At 58.5% G+C, this 15,632-nt stretch carries 12 protein-coding genes and 2 pseudogenes; 2 read left to right on the forward strand and 12 right to left on the reverse strand.

Features of this window, described 5'->3' with window-relative positions:
* Window positions 1-127 precede the first annotated feature (127 nt).
* Window positions 128-511, forward strand: a pseudogene (locus AC13CY_RS09730) (hypothetical protein); the annotation flags it as partial.
* Window positions 512-575: 64 nt separating this feature from the next.
* Here the strand turns inward: AC13CY_RS09730 and AC13CY_RS09735 are convergent.
* From AC13CY_RS09735 to AC13CY_RS09755, 5 genes are all read right to left on the reverse strand, one after another.
* The gene (locus AC13CY_RS09735; protein WP_074210261.1) at window positions 576-2,072 is read right to left on the reverse strand and encodes a CoA-acylating methylmalonate-semialdehyde dehydrogenase; all 1,497 of its coding nucleotides are present in this window, start codon (window positions 2,070-2,072) and stop codon (window positions 576-578) included.
* Window positions 2,073-2,236: 164 nt separating this feature from the next.
* A complete protein-coding gene (locus AC13CY_RS09740) occupies window positions 2,237-3,502 on the reverse strand; it encodes a TRAP transporter large permease (protein ID WP_074210260.1) in 1,266 nt (421 codons plus the stop codon).
* Window positions 3,499-4,035: a TRAP transporter small permease gene (locus AC13CY_RS09745; protein ID WP_054645263.1), complete on the reverse strand. Its 537-nt coding sequence runs from the start codon at window positions 4,033-4,035 to the stop codon at window positions 3,499-3,501. Before AC13CY_RS09745 ends, AC13CY_RS09740 begins: the two co-directional genes overlap by 4 nt.
* 43 nt (window positions 4,036-4,078) lie before the next feature.
* On the reverse strand, window positions 4,079-5,065 hold the full coding sequence (locus tag AC13CY_RS09750) for a TRAP transporter substrate-binding protein (protein WP_074210259.1): 987 nt from the start codon (window positions 5,063-5,065) through the stop codon (window positions 4,079-4,081).
* Between the two features lie 148 nt (window positions 5,066-5,213).
* Window positions 5,214-5,921, reverse strand: coding sequence for a DUF3581 family protein (locus tag AC13CY_RS09755; protein WP_054645262.1), 708 nt, complete (start codon window positions 5,919-5,921; stop codon window positions 5,214-5,216).
* A gap of 107 nt (window positions 5,922-6,028) precedes the next feature.
* Here AC13CY_RS09755 and AC13CY_RS09760 point away from each other — a divergent pair, with 107 nt between their 5' ends.
* Window positions 6,029-8,977 (forward strand): translocation/assembly module TamB domain-containing protein, encoded by a 2,949-nt coding sequence (locus tag AC13CY_RS09760; RefSeq protein ID WP_172514757.1) that lies wholly within the window; start codon window positions 6,029-6,031, stop codon window positions 8,975-8,977.
* Here the strand turns inward: AC13CY_RS09760 and AC13CY_RS09765 are convergent.
* The 7 genes and pseudogenes from AC13CY_RS09765 to AC13CY_RS09795 all read right to left on the reverse strand — a co-directional run bounded on the left by AC13CY_RS09765 (window position 8,974) and on the right by AC13CY_RS09795 (window position 15,544).
* A pseudogene (locus tag AC13CY_RS09765) lies at window positions 8,974-9,668 on the reverse strand (trimeric intracellular cation channel family protein). The gene AC13CY_RS09760 and the pseudogene AC13CY_RS09765 sit on opposite strands and share 4 nt — an antisense overlap.
* Window positions 9,669-9,753: 85 nt before the next feature.
* Window positions 9,754-9,954: a CopM family metallochaperone gene (gene copM / locus AC13CY_RS09770; protein WP_074210257.1), complete on the reverse strand. Its 201-nt coding sequence runs from the start codon at window positions 9,952-9,954 to the stop codon at window positions 9,754-9,756.
* A 172-nt stretch (window positions 9,955-10,126) separates the two neighbouring features.
* Window positions 10,127-11,455 carry a DUF2252 domain-containing protein gene (locus tag AC13CY_RS09775; RefSeq protein WP_074210256.1) on the reverse strand — a complete coding sequence of 443 codons (1,329 nt, stop codon included), beginning with the start codon at window positions 11,453-11,455 and terminating at the stop codon, window positions 10,127-10,129.
* A gap of 62 nt (window positions 11,456-11,517) precedes the next feature.
* Complete coding sequence (locus AC13CY_RS09780; protein ID WP_074210255.1) at window positions 11,518-13,008, reverse strand: sodium:solute symporter family protein; 1,491 nt, start codon at window positions 13,006-13,008, stop codon at window positions 11,518-11,520.
* Complete coding sequence (locus AC13CY_RS09785) at window positions 13,001-13,300, reverse strand: hypothetical protein (RefSeq protein ID WP_228219337.1); 300 nt, start codon at window positions 13,298-13,300, stop codon at window positions 13,001-13,003. The genes AC13CY_RS09780 and AC13CY_RS09785 overlap by 8 nt, the downstream gene beginning before the upstream one ends.
* A gap of 212 nt (window positions 13,301-13,512) precedes the next feature.
* Entirely contained in the window at window positions 13,513-14,541 is a 1,029-nt protein-coding gene (locus tag AC13CY_RS09790; protein ID WP_074210254.1) for a methionine synthase, read from the reverse strand.
* 25 nt (window positions 14,542-14,566) lie between these two features.
* Window positions 14,567-15,544, reverse strand: a complete 978-nt coding sequence (locus AC13CY_RS09795; RefSeq protein WP_054641288.1) for a DUF1852 domain-containing protein — start codon at window positions 15,542-15,544, stop codon at window positions 14,567-14,569.
* Window positions 15,545-15,632: the final 88 nt, after the last annotated feature.

Here is a 15,632-nt window from a genome sequence, read left to right on the forward strand (position 1 = left end):
GAACGGCCTGTTCCAGGCGGCTCGGTCACGCGCACGCGGCTACCGGAACGAGGCCAACTTCATCGCCATGATCTACCTGATTGGCAGCCCAGTGGGCCGCCTGTTCGATCAGGCCAAATCCACATGAAGTGACGAAGAACCCATTTTAGCTGCCCCTCTTGCCGATGCCATCGCAGATGCCGAGGCAGAAGGCCAAACGCTGACAGACGATATTGTCGAAACGCCTGCACGTTGGCCTGCGTTTGATGGTGGGTTAGCCCTCTATACGCTATTTAAGATGTATCACCGCCTGGTTTACGGCGAAGATGACAGTTATCGTTGCTCTCAGTGCAATACCCCACATGGCCCCCGTGAAATCCATGAATTCCACATGGAAGAGGGTGAGTTTGCACTGCTGGCCCCCATAAGCGAGCAGCACGACGCCCCTTACCTGCTAGTGCTCCATGAAAGCCAGCTTGCCCCCATTGAGCAACTGCTCAACGACAGCCTGCCACTATTTGATCGTTTTTAACGCGCTTGCGCCTCCTCCGCTAGCGTGGAAGAGGCGCATCGCCCAACGTATAACAACGAATCTTTTACAACGAAATGGTGCTGTTAATCCCACTAGAGACGTTTTCAGGCTCGAACCAACGGGCCGTGACGGTCTTAGTTTGCGTCCAGAAAGCAATCGCCTGTTTGCCGTTGGGGCCTAAGTCACCCAGCTTGGATGCCCGAGATCCGGTAAAGCTGAAGTAAGCAACGGGAACAGGAATCGGCACATTGATACCAATTTGGCCAACGTCGATATCCGTTTCAAACCGGCGAGCCACCCAGCCAGAGTTGGTAAAAATCGACGTGCCGTTGCCATTGGGGTTGGCATTAATAAAGTTGATGGCGTCATCCAGCGTTTCTACGCTAACCACACACAGCACAGGGCCGAAAACCTCTTCCCGATAAATGGTCATATCCGCCGTTACATCGGCAAATAGCGTCGGTCCTACAAAGTTGCCATCCGGGTAGCCGTCCACCGTATAGCCACGGCCATCTACCAGAAGTGTGGCGCCCTCTTTTTCACCGGCGCTGATTAAGCGCTCAACCCGCTCTTTCGCCTGGGGCGATACCAAGGGCCCCAGGTCTGCATCGCGCTGGGAGCCTGGCCCTACTTTCATGCCACGGGCACCGGCTTCGATATCTTTTATCCACTCCCGGGCTTCCCCCACCAGCACCACTACCGAGTTCGCCATGCAGCGCTGCCCGGCCGCGCCAAAAGCAGACCCTAACAGGCTGTCAATCGCTTGGCTGCGGTTAGCGTCAGGCATAACGACGCAGTGGTTTTTGGCCCCCATCATAGCCTGCATCCGTTTGCCTGCCGCCGCGGCACGGTTGTATAGCAGCGAGCCGACATGAGTCGAGCCGATAAACGACAGCGCCTTGATATCCTGGTGGTCAGCAATTTGATTCGCTACATCCGGACCACCGTGCACCACGTTTAATACGCCAGCGGGAATGCCCGCTTCATGGGCCAGCTCGACTAGCCGCATGGTAGAGCTCGGGTCCTGCTCGGAGGGTTTCAATACAAAGGTGTTACCCGTGGCAATAGCCAGCGGGAACATAAAGCAGGGCAACATAATCGGGAAGTTAAATGCCGTAATACCCGCGCCCACGCCTAACGGCTGGTGCATGGTGTAAACATCCACCTCGTTCGCTGCGTTTTCGGCTAATTCGCCTAGCTGCAGCGAGGTAATGGAGCAAGCATGTTCCACCACCTCAAGACCGCGGCCTACTTCACCTTCGGCATCGGGCAGTGTTTTGCCATGCTCTTCGGTAATTAACGCGGCAAGCTCTGCCGTATTCTCGCGAATAAGGGCCTGAAGCTTGAGCATAATGCGCATGCGTTTACCCAGCGGCACCTTGCGCCACTCTTTAAACGCCGTTTTGGCACTGGCAACGGCCCACTCGACCTCTTCTGAGGTGCAGAATGGAACGCGAGCCACTACCTCTTGGGTGGCCGGGTTAACAACGTCGCGCCACTCCTGGCTTTGCGACATCACTGGCTGACCATCGATATACATGGGTATTTCGCGAACGGACATAACACTGATCCTCATGGTTGTGTTTGTTATGGATTCTAATAGGGAGCCTGTAGGGTATATCAGCAAGTTAACGTAAACGTCAATTAGCCACTCGACAAAGACAAAAACGTTTAGCCAAATGCAATACGCCTTTCCCTCTCGGCAGCGCCCTCGCTATGCTGTTTCTAACGCCGAACCAACCCATCGGTTAGCCAGGGCAACCACGCCAGCAGCACCAGCGTGACGAGGGTCGCCAATAAAAAGGGCAGCAGCGCTCGGAAGATTTTTAGCGGCGGCGCACCGGTCATGGAGGAAGCGATAAACAGCCCCGCGCCCACTGGCGGGGTGAGTAACCCCATCACCAGGGTCAGGCAGACCACCACGCCAAACTGGTAAGGGCTAATCGCAAACTGGCTTTGAGCGATGGGCATTAAAATAGGCACCACCAGAATCAGTGCGGCAATCCCATCGATCACCATTCCCACTAGCAGCAGCGCCCCAATCACCAGCAGCAGAAACAGAAACGGGCTGCTGGTCAGCGCGGCAATCCATTCAGCGGCCATTTGCGGCAGCTGCTCGTAAATCACTACCCAGCCAAACACACCTGCCGCCGCAATCAGCATAATCACCAGCCCAGCATTAATCGCCGTGCGGGTAAGCACTTGGGGTAGCTGCTGAAAACGCAGATCGCCGTACACAAAGCGTCCCATTAACAGCGCCGCCAGCGAGGCCAGCGCCGCCGACTCCGTGGGCGTCGCAATGCCCAGCAAAATACCGCCAATGATAATCACCGGAATCAGCAGTGCAGGCATGCCCCATAGCGCATCGTGCAGCGCCTGTTGCCGGCTTGGCCACTGCCCTTTCGGGTATTGTTGCACCAGCCCCACCAGGGCGATAACCACGAAGAAACTCGCGCCTAGCAACAGCCCCGGCAGTAGCCCAGCGATAAACATCTCCGCAATGGGTACTTGGGCCATCACCCCAAACAGTACAAATAGCATAGAGGGCGGAATAATCGGCGATAAAAGCCCGCCAGCGGCGGTAATCGCCGCGCTGTAGGGCGTGTCGTACCCCTCCTCCTCCATCGCAGGCACCATAGCGCGGGACATAATGGCGATTTGCGAGGCCGCCGAGCCAATGATCGCCGCCATCATCATATTGGCGACTAAGTTGATATAAGCCAAGCCGCCGCGAAAGCCTCCCACCAGAATGCGGGCCAGAGCAATCAAGCGCTTGGTCAGCCCGCCCTCGTTCATCAACTCCCCGGCCAGCATAAATAGCGGAATCGCCAGCAAGCCGTAGCTTTCAATGGCGCTAAACAGCTGCTGCGGGTAGGAATCAAACAGCACCGTATTGCCAGAGGCCTGGATATACCACATCGCCGTAAGCGCCAGCACTAGCGCAATAGGCACCGCTCCCAGTAGCAGTAGCAAGAACACCGCGACCGTCATACCCGCCCCCTTAATGCCATTAGCGATTGCGTCAGGTTCGCCACGCCGTGCAGGCTCAGCGAGAGCGCAAACCAAGGCACAATCAGCCACGCCCAGAACTTTTTAATGCCCAGGGTGGAGGTGTTTTCCGCATAGATAAAATTAAACGTTTGCCCCTGAAACGCCTGGGTATCGAAGCCGGTTTGGACCAGCGTCAGCGGCTGGTACCAGCCCCAGCAAAGCCAGACCAGCAGCAGGGCAAACAGCAACACCATGGCATCCACCGCCACGCCGACCAGCTTTCTACCCGTTGGCGGCAGCAGGTCGCTCACCAGTGTCACCGCGATGCCCTGGCGGCGTTTCAACACCGCCCCAGCAATCAAGAACGTCATCCAGATCATGGCGTAAATCGCCAATTCACTGACCCAGTAAAGCGGGCTGCCCAGCGCGCGGAAGGCAATATTTGTGAGGATTAAACACGTCACCGCCGCTGCCAAGGCAGCGGCGGTGATCTCTTCACAACGGGCAAGCCCTTTGGAAAGGCGTTGCAACATGATGATTAAAGGCCTTTATCAACGGCTTGTTTGACGTTAAGGATTACTCGTCGCGCAGGCGGTCAGCCTCGGCGCGCAGGGTATCCAACATAGGGGCTTTCGGTGCCCAAATACTTTCCCACTCGGCAATCGCCTCGGAGAAGAACTCGGCATCGGCTTCGACGATATTGATGTCCAGCGCGCGGATCTCCTCTTCCTGGGCGGCGTCCATCTCCTCAAAACCGCTCAGTACGTTCTCCAGGTGCTCGGCCATGGCGGTATCGATCAGCTCGCGATCTGCCTCAGAGAGTTCGCGCCACACCCGACCAGACACCACCCCCACCATCGGGAACATCATATGGTTGGAGATCAGCAGGTTGTTCGCCTGCTCGTAGAATTTCAAAATCAGAATCGAGTCGAAATCCATATCAATGGCATCAACCTGCCCATTAGCGAGGGCATCATACACTTCCAACAAAGGCATGGGTGCAGGGGCAGCGCCGGTGGCGGTGTAGAAGTCGCGGATCGGCTCGAAGGGCGTAATACGCAGCCGCTGGCCATGCAAATCATCAGCGCTTTCAATAGGGCTGCGGCTCAATACTTGGCGCATGCCTACCATGCCGTAACCTACCCCAACAAAGCCCACGCCTTCCGGCATCAAGTCGAGTAGTTCACCGGCCGCATCGGAACGCAACAGGCGCGCCGCGTGGTTGACGTCGTCCACCAGATACGGGGCGTAGAGCGCGCCAAAATCAGGAATGCGATTGGAGATTTCGGCAATGGTTAGAAAGGCCATGTCCAGCGCGCCGGTTTGCAGCTGCTGCACCATTTGCGCTTCGTTACCTAACTGCTGGGCAGGAAAAACGCTTACGCTATGCTCGCCGCCTGAGCGCTCGTTGAGTGTTTGCGCGAACGCTTCGGCTTCGGTGGACCACAGATGCTGGGCGGGTGTAATCAGCCCTAAACGGAAGTCACGCGCCTGGGCGCTCATGGAAGAAACGGCCAAGGCGGCTGCGGCGCAGGCAAGCGTCAGCGTTTTCATTCGGTTCATGCAAAGCCTCGTTGTCCAGCCAGAGCGCCGTGCGGCGCTTTGGGTGTTTTTTTAATTAGTCGGCTTTGAGAATACCTGAGCGGTTGCGTTAATGGCACCCGCCATTGCGCTAACGCAGCGTCGCAATGACGGGTAGACATCCACTGCCCTAGGCGGCTTCGTAGGCGGCTTTCAAGCGGTAAAATTCGTCGACAATGGCCGCCATTTCGGTAGCATCGTAGTCGCATAGCCCGCTGACGACGAGCTTCTTAGAGCCTACACCCACCGCTTCACCGGCTGACTCAATGGAAAACTCCAGCAGCGCATCAGCGCGTTTACCCTGGACATCCAAGGAGGATTGATTCAGCGCCAGATTAGGTGAGAAGCCGTCTAAACGCTCCAGGCAAAAGCCCATGCTATCGTAGATCACCAGCGGGCGTTTAGGGTTAAACATCACCCCATGCTGCTCCATCAGCGGCTTGAGATAGTGGGGAAAATTCTTACCCGAGAAGGCGACGTAGCAGCGGGCAAAGCCTTCGACCACCGCCTCATCACGGGTCATCTCGCCGCTGCGGACAACCTGTAAATAGCATTTACCGCTGTCGTCACAGACGTGGATATCCCCGTTCTCGGTTTCACTGAACTTGATGGGTGTATCGGCCCCCACCATATTGGTGAAGCGAAATTCCATTTGTCGCGACAGCCCGAACTTCACCAGCACCAGCGTAAATAGCAGGTCGCCGGGCACGCAGAAACGCCGCGCATCCGGGTTGTGAATCGGGTTGTAGTCGCCGGCCACGCTTTTAGCGAAGCGGCTGGCCTGCTCCGCGGAGATCACCACATACTCTCCGCGCTGCGCGTAAAAATCCTTGAACATGGCTTTGCTGCCTGCCTAGCGTTGAAATCGAAAACCCATAACTGCCCCACGTCGCGCATAATGCCATAAAACACGCGCCAACAGGAGTCATCTGCTAGGAAGCCCGTATGTCCCGTGACACGCCCACTGCACCACGTCGTTTTCGCCTTCTCATCGCCCTGCTGTTTGGCGCGCTAGCGCTTGTGCTAATTTGGCTGATAGGCAGCTACTGGCTACTCAACAGCCAGTGGCTACCGCAACGAATCTCCACCATCGAAGGGGTCGAGGTGCGCTGGTCTAACGCCCAGAGCCTTCACCCAGGGCGTTGGGAGGTGGAAAATCTCTACCTAGCCCGGGAAGACGAAGCGCTACCGATTACCGTCGAGGCTAGCCAAGCCACCCTGTCGCTATCGCTGCTTGCCCTGCTTCGCGGAGAGCTACATATTCAAGCACTGGAGGCAAACGGCATTCGCCGCTTCACCGTCGGGGACATTGCCCTGGAGGCAGAGGGCCAGCTGAAGGTCGAGGATACCCAGTTCAGCCAAGAGACCCTCAGCGTGCCTTATGTAGGCTTGGACATCACCCAAGGCCGCCTCGTCCGCTTGAGCGATCAAACCACGCTGGTGCAGGACATTCAGCTACGCAGTACGGCGTCGCTGGACTCACTTTCTACCCAGCAAAGTAGCGATGCGTTAACCGAGGCGCTGCTCGACGCCCTCACCGCCCAGCTTGCCATCACGGCTCAAGCGGATGCTTGGGACGTGTTCATGCCCTACCTAGAGGCGCTGCCCTGGTTGAGCCTGGCAGGCAACGGCGTATTGGAAGGTGAGCTAGCGCTTGCCGAGGGCCAACTACAGCCGGGCAGCGAACTCACATTAGCAACCCCAAGGCTTGCGCTCTCTATCGATGAGCAGCGCTTGAAAGGTACCGACAACACGCGCCGCTGGCTGGTAGCGGATGACACACCGCCGCCGCATACCGCCACGGGCCAGGGGCGCGTCAGGCTCGCTGTGGTAGAGGGGCAACTGCGCTTCGCTACTCAGTTGGAGGACGTCACGCTAGCCGACACGCACCCCTACGCCACAAACACACGGCTCTCCCTCGCTACCCACATCCCTAATCAGCGCCTGGACCAACTCGACTTGCCCACTGGCGCCTCACTTGAGCTATCGGGCGAGGTAACGCGCCTGGACATGCTTGACCGCTATCTCGCAACGGCCTTCGATGGCCAAGGGGTTCGGCTATCCGGCCAGGGGAGCATCACCGCCAGCGCGACGCTGCGGGATGCGCGCCCTTATGAAGCATCGCTAACCGTTCAAGCGCCCACGCTAGACGCAGAGCTGCTTGAACTCACCGCGCAAGGCAGCGGTACGCTCGACGCGACGCTCTCCCCCGATGAGCAAGTCGCGGCAACGCTGGCCTTCACAGACGCCACGCTGCGCCATCAGGAGCGAACCTTGCTAGCGGACGCAGCGCTAACGCTAGCGGCACAAAGCCCCCTCGACCCCGAACAGGCACAACAAAGCGCCACGGCACAACTAATTTGGGAAGAAGCAACGCTGCCCAATATCCAAGCATTACAACCCTACCTTGCGGCGGTGTTGCCCAGTCCTTCTCCGCTAACGTTAAACAGCGGCTCAGCCACCAGCCACGGTCAGCTCCGCTTCACGACCGAGCAACTGAGCGGAGAGCTTTATTTGGCTGGCAACGCGCTGACCACTGGCTGGCAACGTAGCGAGCAGAGCGGCACGTTGGTGAGCGATATACAGCTGGCGCTGGCCATCCACCAAGCGGCGCTGGATGGCACAGTGCTGGACATCAGCGGCTCGCGGTTAAGCTGGCAGGTGGCCGACCCGCAACGTCCCGGCGAAGCGCTGGAGAGCACGCTGGTGCTGCGCGACGGTCGCTTTCAGCGCCAAAACGCCACCCCAAGCGGGCAGTTCACACTGGAGGGCAGCGTGCAGCGGCTGGGGTTTCTCAACACGTTTTTACCGGATGCCCACGGCGTATCTCTTTCCGGCAACGGTCAGCTTTTTTTGCAAGGCGCGTTTATAGACGACACGCTGCAAGCCCCTACGCGGCTGCGGGTCAATGCTAACCAGTTGGAAGTGACGTTTCTCGACTACTTGGCCACCGGGCGCGGCGAGCTGACCGCCCAGTTAGATAGCCCCGAGCAAGCACAGCTTTCGCTAGGCATTCCACAGTTCGCCTTACGGCGACAAGATGATGACCGCCCGCATCTGGAAGGCCGCCACTTTGCGCTCACCACCCAAACCGACCGCTTTAGTGATGTACTCGACGCCCCCGCTCCCGAACACTTCACCACCCGAGTTGCGCTGCCAATTACCGAGGTGCCGGACATTGCCCGCTACAACCGCTATTTAGCAGAAGATGCAGGGGTTGAGCTACTCTCCGGCAGTGCCAGCCTAACCAGCGAATGGCTGCTAGAGGGGCGGCGCGCCCAAGGTGATATCACGCTGCGCGCTTTTGAAACCGAGATGGCGCTACTGGAGCAGCGCCTGAGGGGCGATGTAACGCTGCACCTACAGCTCACCGAGGGCGATATCGAGACGCGCCGCTTTGTCGCCAATGACTCCTACCTGCGCCTGGAAAACGTTTTTCGCCGAAGCGACGACGGCACTCAGGACGCAGGCTGGTGGGTGCAGCTCACCATGGAAGAAGCCCAGCTCAACTGGGACGACCCGATACAACTCACCAGCCAGCTACGGTTAGGCATGCGCGATACTGGGCTGCTGGCACGGCTATTTCTCGCCCGTGCCCGGGAGAGCAACTGGCTGGGCAGGATTTTAAACGTGCATAACATCAACGGGCACGCCCTACTCACAGTGAGCGGCGAGCAAATACGCCTGCATGACCTCACGCTCACAGGCGGCCCGCTGCTTCTGCTTTCCGATGTGAGCCTAGCCGACGGCCAAGCCAACGGCGCGCTTTATGCACGGCTGGGTGCCGTGGGCCTCGGCGTGGAGCTGAATGACAGCGAACCGGCCCTACGCGTACTCCAACCCAAGCGCTGGTTTGACCGCTGGCGAGAGGCCCAGCGCTTTCCAAGGCCTTAGCGGCGCGTGCGTTCTCGACGAATCATACGCACGCGCTCTTTGGCCTTTTGAGGTGTAGACAGCGGCGCGTTGGCGTCTTGGTATTTAGGCGGCACCGTGACCCAGGCAAACACCGGCAGGGCCAAGTGCCAATGAATCGCCGCTAAGCGCAGGCCCAGCGTCACGCTCAATGAGGCGGCAATGGCGAATGTCAGCGGCGCATCGAGCGCCTGCAGCGCGACATACACAATCCCGCCCGCCATAGCGGCGGTGGCATAGATCTCTTCGCGCAGCACCATGGGCACCCGCTGAGCCAACACGTCACGAATCATGCCTCCCGCCACACCGGTCATCATGCCCATGAGTACCGCCACCACCCCCGACGTGCCCAGCAGCAACGCCTTGTGGGTACCGATCACGGTAAACAGCGCCAGGCCGAAGGCATCGGCGATGGGTAAAAACCCCCGAGATAGACGATGGATATAGTGAAATCCCACCAACGACACGCCCACCGTGGCGAGGATGACCCACAGATACGTGGAGTCGGTGACCCAGAACACCGGCCGGACACCCAGCACCAGATCCCTCAAGGTGCCGCCGCCAGCACCAGCATGCCAAACGGGTCCATCCGCGAACGGCAGGCCAAAATGACTCCCGACAGGGCAAACACGATCACCCCCGCCAAATCCAACCAATAAATCACACCCGACACGCGGCTCTCCCTCATCACCTGCTGTTTAGGCGAGCAGAATATCACTCATTCGGGAAGGGTGTATGTGATCAGAGAGCCGGTCGCCTTAATAGCCGTGACGTTTCAACCACCCTTTTAGGAAAGCAATTTCACTCTCTTGGGCGGCGATAATGTCCTCGGCCAGTTGACGAATCTCGTCATCTTCGCCGTGCGCCAGCACGATTTCTGCCATGGCGATGGCACCTTCGTGATGGGGAATCATGCCTTGCGCGAAATCCACATCAGGGTCGCCAGTGTAGGTCGGCATGGCAGCACTCCTCTTATCGGAGAGATAGGTAATTAAAGTTTAAAACCTACAGGCTGCCTACAGGTCAAAAAGCCGCTCCGGTCAGGAAAGCGGCTTAAGAAGTGGCATTGTCGGTGGTGCCAGTAGCAGCTAACGCGTCACGCTGTAAACCACTGGCACGGTACTGCTTAACCTATGATGCCGTGTCAGTGGCTAGAAAATGCTCCAGAAACACTTGGTAGTCTTGAGCAACACAGTCCGCGTAGGCCTTAGCAAGCGTTGAGACCACGCCGATAAACTGCTCTTCACGCCCTTCTAACCGCTGGCATACCGCGTCGGCAAACGGTGCGGCTTTGCCTCGGTTAAGTGCCTGCGCACCGCGCAGGTGTTCACGGGCCAGAATTTCGCCCCACTGGCGCGCCAGCTTGCGGTAGGCTTTACCGCCAGAGAGCTTGTGGGTGGGGTAATCCTTTTTGAACGGTGAACGCTCGCGAACCGAAAACACCTTGCCGTTCATGGTCAACCAGCCAAGGTAGGCATCCGGGTGCTCCGCAATAGCATGGAACGCCGCGGCATGGCGAATGCCTTCATTGGGAAACAGCTTGCGCCACGCCTGCTGCTGCGCTTTGTCCATCAGGCGGTAGGCCTCTGGCGTGACCTGCTCTTTGATGTCCAGAATCACATCGTCGTGTTCGTGGTCCGCCCCGCCTTCGATCAGCACGTAGTACCGCTCGACGCCCAGCGACCCAGTGCCTGCATCCAAGCGCCGGGCGGTGTCTTTGACGAAGAAGTGCTGCGGGTCGCTCTCCTTGATGGGGTGCTGCAGCGTTTGCTGGTACTCCTGCTCAATGATGCGCCGTAGCTGGCTTGCCACATCCGCAGGCAGATTGGCGAGCTTACCGGGGCGCTCGGCAAACTGACGCCCTTTATCTGGGTCTAGCGTCGTCCACTTCTCCAGCATGCGGGCACGGCTCTGCTTATCGGCCACCTTGCCCATAAACGACTTAAGTGGATCCTTGGCGTTGTCCAGCGTGATCGCGTGGATCGCCACGTCATCCTCACGATGAACGCTAAGGGTGTCCATATACCCTTCCAGCAGCTTGTTCAGCGCTTTATCAATGGCTTTAGGGCTTAGCTCAGCGTTCTCACGGGCATCCAACACGAGGCTAATCGCCAGCCGCCACACGTCGTACTGGTAATCCCCAATCAACGCATCGTCGAAGTCATCCATGCCGTAGCGCACTTGGTCATCGTGGTGGCCGTATGCGCCAAAGTTGTAGGCATGGGCATCGCCCTGAAGCCAGGTTTGCGTATTCGGCCAACCGCCGAACAGCGCAAAGCGCCAGTCGTGCCATACGTCTTGCCAATAAAGGTGATTTGAGCCTCGAAAGAATCGATAGGGAGAGGCCGCCATTTTGGCGTATTTCGCCTGCCGATGCGCCGTGCTCAGCGGTGCATTCGCCTGTTGAATGGCCTCAATGACCTGCTGAGGGCGGTTATGTCCTGTCAATGCGTGGCTCATACAGTCCCTTTATGCGTGCATTTAATCGCTAAGGTTAAGCGTAGACGATGCACGTTAACAGATTAAGACACCCGCTTGCCCAAACGCGTCAGGCCACGGGGTGCTGAAATGCAAAAGAAGCGCTCGACCACCTCTTCACGCGTCGCAGGGGTCACTAGCGACACCAGCACAAACAGCGGCAAATTGACCATCAGCCCCCAAAACCCTGCATGAATGCCGAGCGGATGCCGCCATAAGGTGGTGAACGCCACGGTAACCACAAAACCGCCTAAAATACCCGCCATGACGCCCAGCCTTGAGGCGCGAGGCCAAAAGAACATGCCGATAAACGCGGGCAAAACCTGCGAAGCAAAGCCAAGCCCCACCAGCAAAATCATCACCAGGCTCCCCGGTTCAGCAATCGCCAGCGGCGCAATCACCAGAAACATAATGGGCAGAATCAAAAGCCGCGCCAGCTTGGCGGTGGTGCCCTCCGAGAGCTTGAAAAGCGGCTGCAGCACGTCTTTGCTCACCGAGAGAGAAACCGAGTGAATGAATGGCTCGCTGGAAGACATGGAGGCTGCCAGGGTGCCCGCGCCCAGCAGCCCCACCAGCACCACGGGCAAGTGCTGCATGGCGTATTCCAGCACTACGGTATCTGCCCGGGCCAGCTCCGGCAGCGAGAAAATACCGATAAAGCCCACCACCACCATGGGTAGAATCACCACGTAGTAGGTGGGTAGCCACGTCGCGCTGCGGCGGATGGTGCGCGCTGAAGAGGCGCTCATCCACTGCGTCCAAACGGGGGGCATAAACGAGAACATCGAGACGATGATCGACGTGGTCCAGAAGCTAAAACTCATATCGCCCCCCGCGCCGGGGAGGGTCAGAAACTCGGGGTTCTCGGCGGTGATGCGTTCAAATACGCCCGCAAAACTCAGCCCGCCAGTGGCACTGTGTATGGCCCATAGGCCTACTGCCCAGGCCACCACCAGCATCAGCACGCCCTGGAACGCGTTGGTACGGCCAATCGCCCGCTGCCCGCTGGCGTAGAGATAAACGGCAATGCAGGCCAGCACCAACAGCACGCCTAGCCAAACAGGAATCTGCCCGCCGCTCATCACGAATAGAATATAAGCAGAGCCAATCGTTTGTAGCACCGCGTAGGCCACGGAGCCCACCGCCATCACCAGCGCGGAGAGCGCCCCTAGCGCAGGGCTTTGGTAGCGGTCGGCAATGGCGCTTGCCTGCGTTACATGGCCAAACTGCTCGCCGAACTGCCACACCTTCGGCCCGAAGTACCAGGCCACCAGCGCTAAATAGGCCAAATAAACCGCCACATAAAATACCGCCACGCCCTTGGAGTAGGCCCAGCCCGGTGCGCCCATGAAGGTGTAAGCACTCACACTACCCGCCGCGATCAGCAGGTAAAGCGTCACTGGCCCCATGCTGCGCCCCGCCACGCCCCACTCTTCAAGATTATTCATGGAGCGGCCAGCCTGTGCGCGAAGGCCGATCAGCATCGCGGTGGCCACGTATAAAAGCGTAATGACCAGCGGCCAGGCACTACTCATGGTCGTCTCGCTCTACAATTCGGTTGCCCACTAGCATGACTGCCACGCAGGCAAACATGATCACGTAGCTCCACACCACCAGCAGCGGCAGTCCCATCACCAGCGTGGCCCGGTTCACCCAACCAATCACTGGCCAAATACCGGCCAATACTAGCGCCACAAAGGCAATGAAAAGCCCCCAGCCCGCCCAGGACGTGGGCAGCACAAAAATACGTCGCATGTCATATCCATCATGATGAAAGGAAGTCAACACCACCACGGCTGTCATGGCGGTGTCGCGGCGCGTTGCCATACTGGCAGCCACCCTAGCCGTTAAGTCGTTCATGATGAAGATTTTAATGCTTTCCGACGTCTATTTCCCTCGGGTGAACGGCGTGCCGACGTCGATCGAAAGCTTTCGGGGGGCGCTGGAACGAGGATACCCAGGCGGAAGCTCTAGTCCGCCTGTATCACTCTCTGTGTCCCAATGCATGGGGGGCATCACCCGCCTAATGGCCAAGCCGACTATCGAGAAATCTCCTGCCGTACGATTGCCGCGCCAGCGCTCAGCGCCTTCAGCTTACCCTGGGCGACTTCACGAGGCAGGGGCGTCATACCGCAGTTGGTGCAGGGGTAAAGCTTGTCGGCATCGACGAACTGCAGCGCCTTGCGCAGCGTGTCGGCGACCTCTTCCGGCGTCTCGATGGCGTGGGTGGCCACGTCGATGGCCCCAACCATCACCTTCTTGCCGCGAATCAGCTCGATCAGCTCCATCGGCACGTGGGAGTTCTGGCACTCCAGCGAAACGATGTCGATGTTCGACGCCTGCAGCTTGGGGAAGATCTCTTCGTACTGGCGCCACTCGGACCCCAGCGTCTTCTTCCAGTCGGTATTGGCCTTGATGCCGTAGCCGTAGCAGATATGCACGGCGGTCTCGCAGGTGACGCCTTCGATGGCTTTTTCCAGGGCGGCGATGCCCCAGTCGTTCACCTCATCGAAGAAAACGTTGAAGGCGGGTTCATCGAACTGAATGATGTCCACGCCAGCCGCCGCCAGATCGCGGGCTTCCTGGTTGAGGATCTTGGCGAACTCCCAGGCCAGCTTTTCGCGGCTCTTGTAGTGGCCATCATAGAGCGTATCGACCATGGTCATGGGCCCGGGCAGCGCCCACTTAATCGGCTGGTCGGTCTGCTGGCGCAGGAACTTGGCATCCTCGACGAAGACCGGTTTTTCCCGCGAGACGGGGCCCACCACCGAGGGAACGCTGGCGTCATAGCGGTCGCGGATCTTGACGATCTCGCGCTGCTCGAAATCAACGCCGTTCAAGTGCTCGATGAAGGTGGTGACGAAGTGCTGGCGAGTCTGTTCACCGTCGCTGACGATGTCGATACCCGCCAAGCGCTGATCGTGCAGCGATATCCGCAGTGCATCCTGCTTGCCTTGGGCCAGCTCCTCGCCCTGCAGCTTCCAGTCCGACCAGAGTTTTTCTGGCTCGGCCAGCCAAGCGGGCTTGGGCAGGCTTCCGGCCGTCGATGTGGGCAGCAATGTCTTCATAACAATATCCTTGGTAAACAGTGAATCAAAGGGCGACATCGGCCGACCAGCGCTCGAGCACGTGACGGAAAGGTTCGATGAAGTAGCGCTCGGCAAACTTGCCCTGCTCGACGGCCAGCTGGCTACGCTCTTCGCGGTCGTACTCGATACGGGTCAACGAGTAGTCCTGATGGGTCAGATGCGGTTGATAGACCTTACCTGCCGCCGAGTTAGCGTTGTAAATTTCCGGTCGATAGATCTTCTGGAACGTCTCCATGGTGCTGATGGCGCTGATCAGTTCGAGATCGCTGTAATCGGCCAGCAGATCGCCGGAAAAGTAGAACGCCAGCGGTGCCACGCTATGGGGCGGCATGAAGTAACGCACCTGCAGGCCCATCTTGGCGAAATAGAAATCCGTGAGTGACGATGTGTCGTTCACGTATTCGACGCCCAGCACCGGGTGGCGATTTTCCGTCTGACGATACACCTTGTTGCTGGAAACGCTGAGACAGATCACCGGCGCCTTGCTGGCAACGGATCGATACGCCTCGGAGTCGACGAAACGCTTGAACAGCTTGCCGTGAAGATCGCCAAACCCCTCCGGAATACCAAATTCCGACCGCTCCTTGTTGTGCTCCGAGAGCCACACGCTGAAGTCGTAGTCGCGGACGTAGGAGGAGAAGTTGTTCCCCGTCATGCCCTCGATGCGTTTGTCGAGATGCCGATCGATGATGGTCGTCTTCAACATCTCGATCGCCGGGAAGGTAGCGCCTTCAGCCGCCACGCTTAGCTCGCCGGTAATGATCTCCAGCTCGACGGCGTAGCGATCTGCCTTGGGGTTATCCCAATGGGCCAGGGTATTGAAGCGATTGTCGATCATGGTCAGCGCGTTACGCAGGTTTTCCTGGCAGCGCTCGCCTCTCGCCAGATTGGCGAAGTTGGTCGTGGTACGCGTGCTCTCGGCAGGACGGTAGTTTTCGTCGAACCGGACGCTCTTGATATCGAAGGTAAAGTCGTAGCTCATCGCGAACAAACACCCTGTTGGTCGAGATTGGCGACGGCGCCCCAATGCAGCTCAGCGCTCGATGCCATGTGTGACGTTTCGATAGACG

The organism is Vreelandella sp. L-15 (assembly GCF_056857635.1).